Origin of the sequence: Pseudomonas sp. LG1E9 (genome assembly GCF_003290225.1) — a bacterium.
GTDB classification, from domain to species: Bacteria; Pseudomonadota; Gammaproteobacteria; order Pseudomonadales; family Pseudomonadaceae; genus Aquipseudomonas; species Aquipseudomonas cyclaminis.
The window spans coordinates 2,898,072-2,911,384 of sequence record NZ_CP029983.1 but is presented as its reverse complement, the minus strand read 5'-3'; the positions used below and the strand labels follow the sequence as shown (position 1 = coordinate 2,911,384).

Annotated in this window: 14 protein-coding genes, 1 tRNA gene and 1 pseudogene; 6 read left to right on the top strand and 10 right to left on the bottom strand. The window is 58.8% G+C overall.

Features of this window, described 5'->3' with window-relative positions; genetic code table 11:
* Window positions 1-450, top strand: a complete 450-nt coding sequence (aroQ, locus tag DNK50_RS13770) for a type II 3-dehydroquinate dehydratase (protein WP_112194549.1) — start codon at window positions 1-3, stop codon at window positions 448-450.
* Between the two features lie 258 nt (window positions 451-708).
* Here aroQ and DNK50_RS13765 read toward each other — a convergent pair whose 3' ends face one another.
* Window positions 709-1,092: a glyoxalase gene (locus DNK50_RS13765; RefSeq protein ID WP_112194547.1), complete on the bottom strand. Its 384-nt coding sequence runs from the start codon at window positions 1,090-1,092 to the stop codon at window positions 709-711.
* Between the two features lie 98 nt (window positions 1,093-1,190).
* Here DNK50_RS13765 and DNK50_RS13760 point away from each other — a divergent pair, with 98 nt between their 5' ends.
* Window positions 1,191-1,727, top strand: coding sequence for a LysR family transcriptional regulator (locus DNK50_RS13760; RefSeq protein WP_112194545.1), 537 nt, complete (start codon window positions 1,191-1,193; stop codon window positions 1,725-1,727).
* 123 nt (window positions 1,728-1,850) lie between these two features.
* Here DNK50_RS13760 and DNK50_RS13755 read toward each other — a convergent pair.
* The 5 genes from DNK50_RS13755 to DNK50_RS13735 form a co-directional block, all read right to left on the bottom strand.
* Window positions 1,851-1,926: transfer RNA gene (locus DNK50_RS13755), tRNA-Gly, on the bottom strand.
* Between the two features lie 60 nt (window positions 1,927-1,986).
* The gene (gene pgsA, locus DNK50_RS13750) at window positions 1,987-2,547 is read right to left on the bottom strand and encodes a CDP-diacylglycerol--glycerol-3-phosphate 3-phosphatidyltransferase (RefSeq protein WP_099585065.1); all 561 of its coding nucleotides are present in this window, start codon (window positions 2,545-2,547) and stop codon (window positions 1,987-1,989) included.
* A 32-nt stretch (window positions 2,548-2,579) separates the two neighbouring features.
* Complete coding sequence (gene uvrC / locus DNK50_RS13745) at window positions 2,580-4,403, bottom strand: excinuclease ABC subunit UvrC (RefSeq protein ID WP_112194543.1); 1,824 nt, start codon at window positions 4,401-4,403, stop codon at window positions 2,580-2,582.
* Between the two features lies 1 nt (window position 4,404).
* Complete coding sequence (uvrY, locus tag DNK50_RS13740; protein WP_099585067.1) at window positions 4,405-5,046, bottom strand: UvrY/SirA/GacA family response regulator transcription factor; 642 nt, start codon at window positions 5,044-5,046, stop codon at window positions 4,405-4,407.
* 151 nt (window positions 5,047-5,197) lie between these two features.
* Window positions 5,198-5,563: a helix-turn-helix domain-containing protein gene (locus DNK50_RS13735; protein ID WP_099585068.1), complete on the bottom strand. Its 366-nt coding sequence runs from the start codon at window positions 5,561-5,563 to the stop codon at window positions 5,198-5,200.
* A gap of 82 nt (window positions 5,564-5,645) precedes the next feature.
* Between DNK50_RS13735 and DNK50_RS13730 the strand changes: the two genes are divergently transcribed.
* Window positions 5,646-5,885: a DNA-binding protein gene (locus DNK50_RS13730; RefSeq protein ID WP_034097254.1), complete on the top strand. Its 240-nt coding sequence runs from the start codon at window positions 5,646-5,648 to the stop codon at window positions 5,883-5,885.
* Window positions 5,886-5,920: 35 nt separating this feature from the next.
* Here DNK50_RS13730 and DNK50_RS13725 read toward each other — a convergent pair whose 3' ends face one another.
* Entirely contained in the window at window positions 5,921-6,346 is a 426-nt protein-coding gene (locus DNK50_RS13725; protein ID WP_112194541.1) for a GNAT family N-acetyltransferase, read from the bottom strand.
* Window positions 6,347-7,096 (bottom strand): carbon-nitrogen hydrolase family protein, encoded by a 750-nt coding sequence (locus tag DNK50_RS13720; protein WP_112194539.1) that lies wholly within the window; start codon window positions 7,094-7,096, stop codon window positions 6,347-6,349.
* Window positions 7,097-7,242: 146 nt separating this feature from the next.
* Here DNK50_RS13720 and DNK50_RS29140 point away from each other — a divergent pair, with 146 nt between their 5' ends.
* The 3 genes and pseudogenes from DNK50_RS29140 to DNK50_RS13710 all read left to right on the top strand — a co-directional run.
* Window positions 7,243-7,377, top strand: coding sequence for a hypothetical protein (locus DNK50_RS29140; RefSeq protein ID WP_256592835.1), 135 nt, complete (start codon window positions 7,243-7,245; stop codon window positions 7,375-7,377).
* 341 nt (window positions 7,378-7,718) lie between these two features.
* Entirely contained in the window at window positions 7,719-8,789 is a 1,071-nt protein-coding gene (locus tag DNK50_RS13715; protein ID WP_112194537.1) for a 3-deoxy-7-phosphoheptulonate synthase, read from the top strand.
* Window positions 8,790-8,931: 142 nt separating this feature from the next.
* A pseudogene (locus tag DNK50_RS13710) lies at window positions 8,932-9,141 on the top strand (aldo/keto reductase); the annotation flags it as partial.
* Here DNK50_RS13710 and DNK50_RS13705 read toward each other — a convergent pair.
* The gene (locus tag DNK50_RS13705; RefSeq protein WP_112194535.1) at window positions 9,138-9,560 is read right to left on the bottom strand and encodes a chemotaxis protein CheY; all 423 of its coding nucleotides are present in this window, start codon (window positions 9,558-9,560) and stop codon (window positions 9,138-9,140) included. The pseudogene DNK50_RS13710 and the gene DNK50_RS13705 sit on opposite strands and share 4 nt — an antisense overlap.
* A gap of 134 nt (window positions 9,561-9,694) precedes the next feature.
* Window positions 9,695-13,312 carry a transporter substrate-binding domain-containing protein gene (locus DNK50_RS13700; RefSeq protein WP_112194533.1) on the bottom strand — a complete coding sequence of 1,206 codons (3,618 nt, stop codon included), beginning with the start codon at window positions 13,310-13,312 and terminating at the stop codon, window positions 9,695-9,697.
* Between the last annotated feature and the right edge of the window lies 1 nt (window position 13,313).

Sequence of the window (13,313 nt, the reverse complement as noted above, 5' to 3'; positions counted from 1 at the left end):
ATGATGAACACCATTCTAGTTTTGAACGGCCCAAATCTGAACATGTTGGGACTGAGAGAGCCCGAGGTGTATGGGCGGGAGACATTGGCCGACGTTGAGCAGACGTGTCGGCAGTACGGCGAAAGACTTGGGTTTGTAATTGAGTTCCAGCAAACCAACCACGAAGGGCAAATGATTGAATGGATTCACCTGGCCCGCGGTAGGATAGCGGGGATTGTGATCAATCCAGGAGCATGGACTCATACATCGGCCGCCATCCACGATGCGTTGATTGCAGCCGAGGTACCGGTGATTGAGGTTCACATCTCAAATGTCCACAGGCGTGAAGATTTTAGGCACTTTTCTTACGTGTCACGCGTTGCTAAAGGCGTGCTCGCGGGGTTCGGCACCGATGGGTATCGAATGGCGATACAACACCATGCAAGCTGCCTTGAGCAATCAAAGACCTAACCGCGAGTCCCCGGTTCAGTGATCTGCTAGTGGTGTGTGGTATCTGTTGAATAAGCGCTCTCAATCCACGCAGCCCATGTTTACGGGGTAGTGGAGTCTGCAAGGATTGATAGTCGCTTGCTGGCACTGCCTAGAGCCAGCAAATTGACGAACTCGGCAGTACCTATCGCGAAAGCGGCTAGTGTGAGAATCCATACCTGAAAAGGCATCTTGGTTGTGGTGTACACAAGGGTGTCCAGAATCGCGGGTTATTGTCGTTCAGTTGTGTTTAAACGCTGGGCCGGGGAAAACGGTTTCCAACAACTGCCCGCCTGGGATGCGTAAAAAAATACGCCGCTCGTTAAGGCTAGGGATCTCTGTCGTTCTGTAGGCAATCCCGAGGTGCTCAAGTTTTGCTTTGAACGTGTCGTAGGCGCCCATGCGCAAACCGACGTGATCAATGAACTCGGCTGCTCTAAGCAGTCCTTGGCCGCGAGCCTCAATGATGTGAGCCAGAGGCAGGCCATCGCTGTACAACCAATGGCCGGGGATGCCGCTGATTTCGGTGGGACGACGACCTTCCTCCAGGTCAAAAACTCGCATCATGAAATCGCGAGTCCCTCTGAGGTCTTGGGTACGCAGAGTTACGTGATCGAGAACCATGACAGGTTCCTCATTAAGTCAATGAAGTAACGATATCGATGATTAACCTGGCGTAGAATCCGGCTGAAAGCGCAATCATATTCAGGGAAATCCGGATAATGCTCCTCGAGAATCTGGCACTGTTTTTGTTGATCGTCGAGAAAGGTGGTTTGTCCGCCGCAGGCCGTGAGATAGGGCTTTCGCCGACGTCTGTCTCGGAGCGGCTAGGGGCGCTGGAGAAGCATTACGGGGCGACATTGCTGACCCGCACCACCCGCTCGATCAGCCTGACTGACGAGGGCCGAATGCTGGTGGATGGCGCGCGTCGAATACTTGCCGACGCTGAAGACATCGAGAGCAATATCAAACTAGGGACAGAGCGTATTTCCGGCCTCATACGGCTGAGCGCACCGGTTGACCTGGGACGAAATCGTATCGTGCCCATCCTGGATCAATTTCTCGAAGATAATCCCAGCGTCAGCCTGGATCTGAATTTGACTGATGGCTTTCTGGATCTTGCTGGACAAGGCATCGACTTTGCCATTCGCTATGGTGCGTTGTCCGACAGCACGCTGCGTGTTCGAAAACTCAGCGAGGGGCGGCGTGTTGTGTGTGCATCACCGGCCTTATCTAAGCCCACCATTTTCATGGACTAGATTCTGGACTAAAAACGTCCGGATACCCGTGGCTTTCAGTGGATGTTGACGGAACGAAAAAAGACGCCGAAGCGTCTATTTCGTTGATCTTCAGAATCCAGTGGACGTCTGTAGATCTATATTTGGAGCGGGAAACGAGACTCGAACTCGCGACCCCGACCTTGGCAAGGTCGTGCTCTACCAACTGAGCTATTCCCGCTTGGTGATGCGCATTCTATAGAATCTTGAGCACCCGTCAACCTCTTGATTCAAAAAAGTTTTATTTCTTTTCAACCTCAGTGCGCAGATGCGGCCAGGCGGCGCGCAGATACTGGAGCATCGACCACAGGGTCAAGCCGGCGGCGATGAGCAGCAAGGCGTAGCCCAGCAGGACCCAGAAGGTGAAGTCCGACGGGTTTGCCAGCAGGATCACCAGCGCGAGCATTTGCGCGGCGGTTTTCCATTTGCCCATGTTGGACACGGCCACATGGGCGCGGGCGCCGATTTCGGCCATCCATTCGCGCAGCGCCGAGACGACGATCTCGCGGCCGATGATCACCGCGGCTGGCAGGGTCAGCCACAGGTTGCCATGCTCCTGCACCAGCAGGACCAGGGCGACGGCCACCATGAGTTTGTCGGCCACAGGGTCCAGGAAGGCGCCGAAAGGCGTGCTCTGTTCCAGGCGGCGGGCCAGGTAGCCGTCGAGCCAGTCGGTAGCGGCCGCAAAGGCGAACACTGAACTGGAGGCCAGGTAGCTCCATTCGTACGGCAAATAGAACAACAGTATAAAAATCGGAATGAGCAGGACGCGTAGAACGGTGATCAGATTAGGGATATTCATCGGCACAACTGGCTACGAGGTGGAAAGGCATTCTATTCGCTGTGCAGATTCGCATAAATCAGCTCAGCGAGCTTTTTACTGATACCGGGTGCTTTGGCTATCTCGTCAATGCTGGCACGGGACAGCTCCTGCAAGCCACCAAAATGTTTAAGCAAGTCACGACGTCGCGTCGGGCCGACCCCTGCCACCCCTTCCAGGGTTGAGGTTCGCCGGGTTTTGCCACGGCGGGCGCGGTGGCCGGTAATGGCGAAACGGTGGGCTTCGTCGCGAATCTGTTGGATCAAATGCAGCGCGGGTGAATCGCCCTTCAAAGTGAACTCATGGGCGGCATCATTCAAGTACAACGTCTCGAAACCGGCCTTGCGCGTGGCGCCCTTGGCGACGCCCAGCAGGATCAGATCGGGTACCGCCAACTCGTTGAGCACGTCGCGGGCCATGGACAGCTGACCCTTGCCGCCGTCGACCAGGAGGATATCCGGCAACTTGCCCTCCCCGTCCTTCAACTTGCTGAAGCGGCGCGTGAGGGCCTGATGCATGGCGGCGTAGTCGTCGCCGGGGGTCACGCCTTCGATGTTGTAGCGCCGATAGTCGGACTTGATCGGCCCTTCCGGCCCGAACACAACGCAGGAGGCCACAGTGGCCTCGCCGCTGGAGTGACTGATGTCGTAGCACTCCAGGCGCTGTGGCGGCTCGTCCAGGTTGAGGACTTCGGCCAGAGCGTCGAAGCGTGCGGCCACATGCTGTCGATTGGCCAGGCGTGCGCTCAGGGCTTGCTCGGCGTTGGTCACCGCCAGTTGCTGCCAGCGCGCTCGGGTGCCGCGTACACGGTGGCTGATGTCCAGTTCCCGGCCGCGAAGTTCGTGGATCGCTTCGATCAAGGTGGGGAAGTCTTCGTGCACCACATTGACGATCAGCTCCGACGGCAGGTCGCGCTCAGGGCTGCTCACATAGTACTGGCCCAGGAAGGCGGCCATGACTTCGGCCACTTCCTCGTCGATCCCGGTCTGCGGGAAGAAATTCTTGCTGCCCAGCACTCGTCCGCCGCGCACGCTGATCAGGTGTACACAGGCGCCGCCTGGGTTGACGAAGGCCGCGATCACGTCCACATCGCCAGTGCCACCTTCCATGCTTTGCTGGTCTTGAACCCGGCGCAGCAAGGAGATCTGGTCGCGCAATTCTGCTGCCTGCTCGAAATCCAGAGTGCTGGCCGCAAGCTCCATGGCCGTGGAAAGCTCGTCGGTCAGCGCGTTGCTGCGTCCTTCGAGGAACATCACCGAATGGCGCACATCCTCGGCGTACTCCGCCGGCTCCACCAGACCCACGCACGGCCCCTTGCAACGTTTGATCTGGTATTGCAGGCAAGGCCGCGTGCGGTTCTTGAAGAAGCTGTCTTCACACTGGCGCACAAAAAAGGTTTTTTGCAGCAGGCTCAGGCTTTCACGGATCGCCCCGGCGCTGGGATAAGGCCCGAAGTACTTGCCCTTCGCCTTCTTCGCCCCACGGTGAATGCTCAGGCGTGGGAAGTTACCGTCGGATAAAAACACGTAGGGGTAGGATTTATCGTCACGCAGCAGAATGTTATAGGGCGGTCGCCATTCCTTGATCAGCGTCTGCTCAAGTAGCAGCGCCTCGGTTTCATTGGCGGTGATGGTGGTTTCGACCTGGGCGATACGCGCCACCAGTGCGGCGGTTTTCGGCGCGAGACCGCTCTTGCGAAAGTAGCTCGCCAGACGGTTCTTCAGGTTCTTGGCTTTGCCGACGTAAAGCAGGCGTGCCTCGCTGTCGAACATGCGGTACACGCCGGGGCGGCCACTGCAGGTTGAGAGAAAGGCACTCGGATCAAACGGTGTGGTCATGTCAGGCGCTGGCGTCCACCATACCGTGGCGCACCGCGAGCAGGGTCAATTCAACATCACTGCTGATAGCGAGCTTCTCGAAAATGCGATAGCGGTAGGTGTTGACGGTCTTGGGTGACAGGCACAGTTTGTCGGAGATCGTCTGGACCTTCTGGCAACCGACGATCATCAAGGCGATCTGGATTTCCCGCTCTGACAGCGTATCAAACGGCGAGTCGCTGACAGGCTGGAAGGACTTGATAGCCAATTGCTGGGCAATCTGCGGGCTGATATAGCGCTGGCCGGCAAACACCAGGCGAATGGCCTGGACCATTTCCGCCAGGCCAGCGCCTTTAGTGAGGTAACCCGCAGCGCCTGCCTGCAGCAGACGTGTCGGAAACGGATCTTCCTCGCACACGGTCACCACTACGACTTTGATGTCCGGATGGCTGCGCAGCAATTTGGTCGTCGCACCAAGACCGCCGATCCCAGGCATCTTGACGTCCATCAACACCACATCGGGTTTCAACTCCCGGGCCTTGATCAGGGATTCCTCCCCTGACTCTGCCTGGCCGACTACTTGCAGGCCATCGATGTCAGCCAGCATTCGTGTAATGCCTGTACGAACGAGATCATGGTCATCGACTACTAGCACCCTAATCAAGCAGACACCTCGCGAAATGGTCTTATAGGTTGCTGAACACCTTAGCAAAAAACCAAGGCGCAGACCTAGTTGCACACGTCATATATATGGAGTTTGGTTAAACGACAGCCACCCGCTGGCAGGCGGGTGGCTTGATTTGCTGGGCGAAGGGTCAGGAATCCTGGGGCTGCGGCTTGGCTTTTCCGTTCATCGCGGATGAATGCTCGGCGAGGGTCGAGGTCAGACGACGGATCGCAGCCTGGTCTTCCTTGAACATTGCGCGGTAGTCCCCAAGCACCTTCTCTTCAATCTGGCTCAGGTTTTCCAATTGAATCGGCGTGGCCACACCGGTCAACACATACAGCACGTCCACGCCTCTTTCGGCGACCCGCGACAGGTAGTCCGCTTTAGGTGCCCGCCCTCCACTTTCGTATTTGCCTTGTGCGTTGGCCTCAACGCCTCCTATTTCACCAAATACTTTTTGCGACAAGCCAAGTCGCTCTCTTTCTTGCCTCAAACGCGAACCGATTCCACTCATTTGGATGTATGATCCTATTTGGCACACCCCAAGAGGTGACACACTCATCTCTTAGTTAAACAAATTTGAACGGTTTTGAACTATGCCCGGAATCCGTACTGCTGCACAAGCCAAGGCCTGGCTGGAACACCAAGGAAAATCAGTTCAAGCGTTCGCCCGAGAACATGGCGTCGATCCGGCAACCACCTATCAAGTGCTCGCTGGGCGCAAAAAGGGACGACGTGGAGAGGCCCATAAGGTAGCGGTCCTTCTGGGCATGAAAGAGGGGATTATCCTTTCTGAGGCTGATGGCCAAAACAACGATCAGGAAGTCGACTCCTGAGGCCAGTATGCGCTTATTGGGATTCAACGCAGGGTTTAACTACAGACACGTTCCATGCGCCAGAAGCAGTCTTCTTCACCCACGATATTGAACCCCATACGCAAATAAAGCGTTTTTGCCGGATTCGTCTTGAACACGGTCAGACGCAATAGGCCAAGCCTCTGTGCCTTGAGCGCCATCTGCCCCAACACCCAGGTCCCGGCGCCGATCCCGCGACAGTCTTCGAGCATATGCAACTCGCGAATGTAGAGCGCGCGGCTGTCTCGACTCAGGCTCACAAACCCCAGCACGGCGTCGTCGCGGCAGATCAGCCAATTTTCCCGACCGGCCCAGGCGGTGTCGAAGCCATCGTTGGACCACCACAGCCCGTACTGCACGTAATAGCGGGCCATCGCTTCGTGGGTGAGCGTTCGTGCGAAGGGCAAGTGCTGATCCGTCGCCGCGCGTAGGTGAAAAACCATTTAGAAGGCCATCACTTGGCTAGTCCAACGCTCACCGTCGCGACGGGCGATCAGCAACGCATCGCCTACCCCAGGCACAGCCGCAAGCAAACCGCCATCGGCGGCCCAGATCGCACTGCGACCGGCGCAGGCCCAGCCACCCGAGGCGCCGCCATGGTTGGCCATCAACACCACCATGCCATGTTCCGCAGCGTAGCCTCGGAGCAGCGCACTGTCCGTTGCGTAACCGCCCTCACTGATCAGCACACCGGCGGCATACACCGTGGCACCCGATTGGGCCGCAGCACGCGGATGGCCAGCATGGGAAAAGTCCGCACACACCGCCAGTGCAATCCGGTCATCCCCGAACTCAAGGGCCGCACCGCCCTGCCCTGGGACAAACGCGCCTTCTTCGCCATTATGCAGATGCTGCTTGGTATAGACCGCCAGTGAGCCATCTGCGCCCAACACCAGCGCACCGATCAACACACCTGTCTGCGGCGCCAGTCGGATCGGCATACCCACTACCACCGTCAGTCGCAGCTCCCGTGCCATTTCACGCAGGGGCGCCAGCATCTGGTCCTCTGGCGCGATCGCCAACTCAGCCGCCAGCGACGGTTCATAGCCCGTCAACGACAACTCGGGGAACACCAGCAATTGCACACCCTGCTGCGCCGCAGCGCGCATAAATGCCAGGTGGCGTTCGATATTGGCCGGCACATCGCCCGCAATGGAAATGGATTGAGCAGCAGCAAGGGTGAAGGCAGTCATGGTCGCGTCCAAGCAATCAATATCTAAGTGTTACCAGCATATCGGCACTCACCCCATAGCCGTAAGTACCCCACCGCAATAGAAATTACTGATTGAATCCCCCTGCGTGCCTCTAGTAAGCTCCCCCCATCATTTGGAGACATACCATGTTGCAACTCACCCACACTCAGGTTTGCCCGACTGCCAGCGCCCAGCGCTCGGTGTCGGCTACCCGTGTGAACGGTTTGAGCGCACTGGTCAGCTCTTATTTTGGGTATTGGTTTAGCCACTGGCGCGCCTGATACCTGAAATCGGCGCCCACTACTCAAGGGGTCGCCTACCAGAGAAATCTAACCCCCGGTCGGCTCCCCGACCGGGGGTTTTGTTTTTCAGGTCCCCACACACTTTTCAGCTTGATCAAGAACACTTAAAGGAATCACGACATGAACTACGCCACTTATTACCGCTACGACACTTGCACTGCATGGCGATTTAGCAAGCTCCGCTCGGGACAGCCTGCCGCCTCCGATCGGTCACCAATGGGTGGCAAGCCAACACACGTAGCCGATACGGCCAATTGTCGAACACCCCAGTAGGCCAAGCGCGCGGGAGCAACCCGCCGCTTGCCCAGGAAGCCTTGAATATGAACTCCTCCGTCGCCGCTCTGCCTGTTTCAAACCTGACCAGCGCCAATGAAGCCCTGACTCAGCGCCTGCCCAGCTCGCTTGAGCTCAAGCACCAGCTCCCTCTCAGCCCGTTCCTCAACGAACAGATCCACGCCCATCGCCAAGCCGTGCGCGCCATCCTCAATGGCGAAGATTCACGCTTGCTGGTAATTGTCGGCCCGTGCTCGATCCACGATCCGGAATCGGCCATGGAATACGCGCGAAACCTGAAGAAACTGGCCCTTGAGGTCAGCGACCAGATGTTGCTGGTGATCCGCGCCTACGTCGAAAAACCGCGCACCACTATCGGCTGGAAAGGCCTGGCGTACGACCCGCACCTGGATGGCAGCGATGACATGGCGGCTGGCCTGACCCTGTCCCGCGAACTGATACGCGAAATGCTGCGCCTGGGCCTGCCGGTCGCCACCGAGCTGTTGCAACCCATGGCCGCCGGCTACTTCGATGACCTGCTCAGTTGGGTGGCAATTGGCGCGCGCACCACGGAATCCCAGATCCACCGCGAAATGGCCAGCGGCCTGGGCATGCCCGTGGGCTTCAAGAACGGTACCGACGGCGGCGTCGCGATTGCCTGTGACGCCATGCGCTCGGCGTCCCACCCGCACCGCCACTTCGGCGTCGACAGCCAAGGCCACCCGGCCATCATCCAGAGCCCAGGCAACCCTGATACCCATCTGGTGCTGCGCGGCGGCCATAGCGGGCCGAACTACGATGCCCAGAGCGTGGCAGCGGTGAAACACGATCTCGCCAAGTCCAAGGTGATGCCACGGATCATGGTCGATTGCAGCCACGCCAACAGCAGCAAGGACCCACTGCGCCAGCCAGCCGTGTTCAACGATGTGCTGGAACAGCGCTTGAAAGGTGACACCGCGCTGATCGGCATGATGCTCGAAAGCCATCTGTTCGAAGGCTGCCAGCCATTGAGCCCGGCGATGAAATACGGTGTGTCCGTGACCGACGGCTGCCTCGGCTGGGCCGCCACCGAGCAGTTGTTGCGCAAGGCTGCAGAGCGCCTGCGCGCTCAAGAGTGATCGATCAAGGCGCTGCTACAGCGGGTACAGCGCCTCAACACCCCGCCCCACACACTTGCCATTCGTGATTTGCAGTCAAGAGTCCTTTTCGGATTCGGCTGTGTTTGCGAAGGAACGACGCGGGATACTTGACTCCATTGCCTACCACGCCACCCCGGCACAAGTGACCCTGGCCTGGGCCATGCAGTTGGGTTATGCGGTCATCCCTTCGTCGACCAAGCGCGCCAACCTGGAAAGCAACCTCAAGGCCGTGCCACTGACCTTGAGCGCTGCCGATATGGCGCAGATTGCCGGGCTGGAGCGCGGCCATCGCTTGACCAGCCCCAAGGGCATCGCGCCGAAGTGGGACTAAACCCCTGCTACCCGTGTGCGTGATAATTCACGCAGCCAGGGCAACACCCGCAGGCCGGCGCAGGCCTCGGGTGGGTCGATAATGTCCATGAAGTGTTCAAGATTGACGTTGTCCGGCACGCCGGGCAGCCGTACCAGCACCGCCGGTGTTACGCCGGGGGCTGCACCCAAATCCAGGTGATCGTAGACCAACACATGGCGCACCTGGGGTTGGGGCCCACAGGCATGAGTTGTCAGCCCCGCATTGATGATCAGCACGTCAAAGGGCTCGGCTGGGATGGCCGTCAGTATCTGGACCTCTTCGAAGGTTTGTACCGGCACGATCCGGTGGTACCCCAACTGATTGAGCATTTTCTCGATGTACAACCGTTGCAGGTGTTGTTCATCGGCAATCAGGATGGTCAGTGCTTTGTTCGGCATGGCAAACCCCTGGGCAGGCAGCGCTCGTCAGTGAGCGACGCCCATTTTCCAGACATATCCCGAAGACAAAATCAGGGATGTTCCCCCTTCGTGTAGGAGTTCTCCCAAATCCACCGAATGGCCATCCACCTCAGTCAAGCCTGATTGCGGTACCGACTCAGGCTGTGATGCAACTGTTCGATGGCCACGCCCAACGCCTCGACCGCAGCGCCCAACCCACTGCTGTCACGCCGCTCACACACGTCTTCCAACGTCTCGCAGCAAGTGATCAACACCTGGGCCTTGACCATGCGAGCGCCGCCTTTGACACGATGAGCCAAGTCATGAAGCTTGGCGATATCGCCTTGGCCGTTCAGCGCCGACAAGCGCCTACGGTCCTCTGCGAGACTGTCGAGCAACGGCAACAGCAGCTCGTTGAGGGCAGCGTTATCACCCTGCGTCAGCATAAGCAGCGGGTTTAAATCAAACGCCGGCGAGGCTTCATCCGTTACGGTTTCGGCGGTACGTGACGCCAAGGCCAACCTCAAGTCGTCAAGCCCGGTAGGCTTGAACAGGCAACCGTCCATACCTGCTTGCCGGCAACGTTCGGTCTCCTGCGGCTGGGCATTGGCGGTAAACCCCAGTATCAGGCACGGTTTCAGCCCACGCTCGCGCTCATCGGCGCGAATATCACGTGCCAGCGCATAACCGTCCTTCAAGGGCATATTGCAATCGGTGATCACGCCATCAAACTGCCCGGCCTGCCACAGTGCAAACCCTTGGATACCATCCTCGGCCGTGTTGATGCGATGCCCCAGAAAACTCAGTTGCCGCGCCAGCAGCAGGCGGTTGGCCGGATAGTCATCTACGACCAGGATGTTCAACGTGGCAGCCGGCGGAAGGTTCGCAGCCTCTGCGCCGGCCGATACCTGCGTGGTGGTCGTCAGTGCCACCGCCACGTCAACCCGAGTGCCCTTGCCCAGCACACTGGTCAGGTGCAGTTGACCGCCCATCATCTCGCACAGGTCCCGACTGATCACCAACCCCAGGCCCGAACCGCTGCGCGCCGACTGCCCGTTGTTGTGACCCTGGATAAAGGGGTTGAACAAACGCTGCTGATCTTCGGCGCTGATACCTATGCCCGAGTCTTCGACCCACAAGCGCAGGTTCAACAGGTCGCCAGCCACTGCCGGTGCGCACTGGGCGCCCAGGCGCACTTGGCCGGCGTTGGTGAACTTGATCGCGTTCCCGAGCAGATTGGACACCACTTGCTTAAAGCGCAGCGGGTCGACCAACACTACCCTGTCGATCAACGGGTCAAGCTCCACCTGCAGCATCAGGCCTTTGTCCCGCGCCAACCCTTCGAATACCCGCGCCACAGAGGCCAGCAGTTCATGCAGGTTGGCCGGCTCCAGGCTCAGGGACAGGTGACCGGATTCGATCCGCGCAATGTCGAGAATATCGCCGATCAACTCCAGCATGCTGCGGGATGCCACCGACGCAACCTCCAGCGCATCGCGGTCGGCCCTGCCATGCTCGGCGTTTTTCAGGGCCAACTCGATCATGCCGATCACCGCATTCATAGGCGTACGGATCTCGTGACTCATGGTCGCCAGGAAGGTGGTCTTGGCGCGATTGGCGGCGTCAGCCTCCTCCTTGGCCTCCTGCAGTTCGCCCAACAACCGCTGGCGCTCGCTGACATCCACCCAACCGGCAATCATGCCCACGACACTGCCATGGCTATCACGGTACGGCAGCATCCACTGGTAGATGGTCAGCACACCACCGGCAGGCAACTTGAGCACGCGGTCATGGATCTGCGGCTCGCCCTCTGCCATCAAGCGCAAGTAATCCGCATGGAACGACTGGGCCTGGGGCGGGTTACCGGTGTCGGTTTCCACCACGGTCTTACCGATGACGTCTTCCAATTTGAAGCCGAACACATCGAGATAGGCATTATTGCAGGCCATCAAGCGACCCTGGCGGTCGCGCACATAAATCGGGTGCGGCGTGCCATCGATCAGCACGCCCATAAACCGCATCTGGTCGCTCAAGGCACGCTCGGCCTGAGCGCGCTTGCGAATCAGGTTGCGCAGATAGAACACCCAGCCCAGGGTGACCAACAACAGCAGGGCGGCCAGGCCGAACCCTTGGATAATCACATTGCGATGGCGTATCCAGTAGCTGTCTTCGAGGATGATTTCACTGCGCCAGTGATTGGTCAGTTCGTCCATCTCTTCCGGGGAAATACTCAACAACGCCTTGTCGAGGATCGAGTACAACTCTAATTGGCTGCGACTGACCCCAAGGGTAAAACGCGCAGGCTCCCTACCGACGGTACTGGTGATACGCAGGCGCTCACGGTAATGGCGCGCGATCATATAGCGTGCACTGATCAGCGAAACGGCCGTCGCCTCGACACTGCCCTTGGCCACCAACTCCATGGCCTGTTCAGGACTCTCGACATCAACATACTCAATACTGGGGTAATCCCGGGCGATCTGCGCAGAAAGGCTGGTATCGCGAATAATCGCCAGGCGCTTGCCGGGCATATCTTCCAGGGTTACCAGATGTTCGTCGTCGGCGCGTACTACCAACACATAAGGGTTGGACAGGTAAGGCCGGGTAAAGCGAATTTTCTCGGCTCCCTCCACGCTCGGGGTGACGACCGCCAGCATGTCTACGCGACCTGAACTTGCCTGCTCAATCAGCTTGGGCAGTGAACTGCCGCGCTCCACATCAAATTTCAAGCCCGTGCGCAAGCTGATACGCGTCAGCACCTCGGCGCTCAACCCTTCGAATTGCTCTTGCTCGTTGAAAAAAGACAACGGCACGAGTTTGTCGGGAACCGCTACTTTCACCCGTGGGTTTTTCTCCAGCCAGCGCCGCTCACTTTCGCTCAGGCGCAACTGATCGGCCTCCAGAAAACCGCTGCCGCCAGCACTCCAACGGCGCAGGACTTCCATCTGCTGGCTGGCCGGGACAGCAGCCAGCGCGACGTTGACGATGTTCAACAGGCGCGGGTTATCTTTGGCGAAGGCAAATCCGAAAGGATTGACTTCCAACGCCGAAAAATCCGCCATGCGCACGTTATTGAGGTGGTTCTTGTTGATCAGGTAGCGGGCACTGATGGCATCGCCCAGGTAGACATCCGCCTGGCCGAACGCGACGGCCCCGATGGCTTCGAAGGTCGAGGCAAACAAAAGCAATTGCGCTTTGGGATAGAACGCCTGGACAGCGTCGGGCGGCATGTAGTGGTAGAGCATCGCTACGCGCTTGCCCGCAAGGTCGGCCGTGAGCGTGTGACTTTCCCCCGCGCGCGCTACCAGTGCGGGCTGGTCGTTGGCGTAAGAACGGGACAGCGCCAACTCAGGGTCGGCCGCCTCATACCCATTGGCCGACCCCACAAAATCCACGGCGCCGGTCTTGACGGCCTCGATCACCTCATCGCGGGTGTCGTAACGCCGCACCTCAATGGTAATGTTCAACGCCTGGGCGATCAGCGCCGCATAATCGGCGGTGATGCCCTCCAGCTCATCGTTGTTATTACTCAGATCAAAGGGCGCGTAATCGGGCGCCGACACCCCCATCGACAATGTGCGCTGGGTGCGCAGCCAAGACCAATCGGCTTCGTCCAGCACCACCGGCGGCCCTTCAAGGGTGGAGTGGCCCAACAGCCGCAGTGTGTGCGGCTCATCCAGGGCCATCACACCAGAGGGCATCAGCCCCACCAGCAGCATGGCCACGTACCTCAACAGACGGGTGGCAATCATT

Coding starts and splice junctions, on each gene's coding strand:
- DNK50_RS13705 (WP_112194535.1), bottom strand. CDS start 9,560: ATGCCGAACAAAGCACTGACCATCCTGATTGCCGATGAACAACACCTG.
- DNK50_RS13725 (WP_112194541.1), bottom strand. CDS start 6,346: ATGGTTTTTCACCTACGCGCGGCGACGGATCAGCACTTGCCCTTCGCA.
- DNK50_RS13715 (WP_112194537.1), top strand. CDS start 7,719: ATGAACTCCTCCGTCGCCGCTCTGCCTGTTTCAAACCTGACCAGCGCC.
- uvrC (WP_112194543.1), bottom strand. CDS start 4,403: ATGACCACACCGTTTGATCCGAGTGCCTTTCTCTCAACCTGCAGTGGC.
- DNK50_RS13720 (WP_112194539.1), bottom strand. CDS start 7,096: ATGACTGCCTTCACCCTTGCTGCTGCTCAATCCATTTCCATTGCGGGC.
- DNK50_RS13730 (WP_034097254.1), top strand. CDS start 5,646: ATGCCCGGAATCCGTACTGCTGCACAAGCCAAGGCCTGGCTGGAACAC.
- DNK50_RS13700 (WP_112194533.1), bottom strand. CDS start 13,312: ATGATTGCCACCCGTCTGTTGAGGTACGTGGCCATGCTGCTGGTGGGG.
- DNK50_RS13735 (WP_099585068.1), bottom strand. CDS start 5,563: ATGAGTGGAATCGGTTCGCGTTTGAGGCAAGAAAGAGAGCGACTTGGC.
- DNK50_RS13760 (WP_112194545.1), top strand. CDS start 1,191: ATGCTCCTCGAGAATCTGGCACTGTTTTTGTTGATCGTCGAGAAAGGT.
- DNK50_RS13765 (WP_112194547.1), bottom strand. CDS start 1,092: ATGGTTCTCGATCACGTAACTCTGCGTACCCAAGACCTCAGAGGGACT.
- DNK50_RS29140 (WP_256592835.1), top strand. CDS start 7,243: ATGTTGCAACTCACCCACACTCAGGTTTGCCCGACTGCCAGCGCCCAG.
- pgsA (WP_099585065.1), bottom strand. CDS start 2,547: ATGAATATCCCTAATCTGATCACCGTTCTACGCGTCCTGCTCATTCCG.
- aroQ (WP_112194549.1), top strand. CDS start 1: ATGATGAACACCATTCTAGTTTTGAACGGCCCAAATCTGAACATGTTG.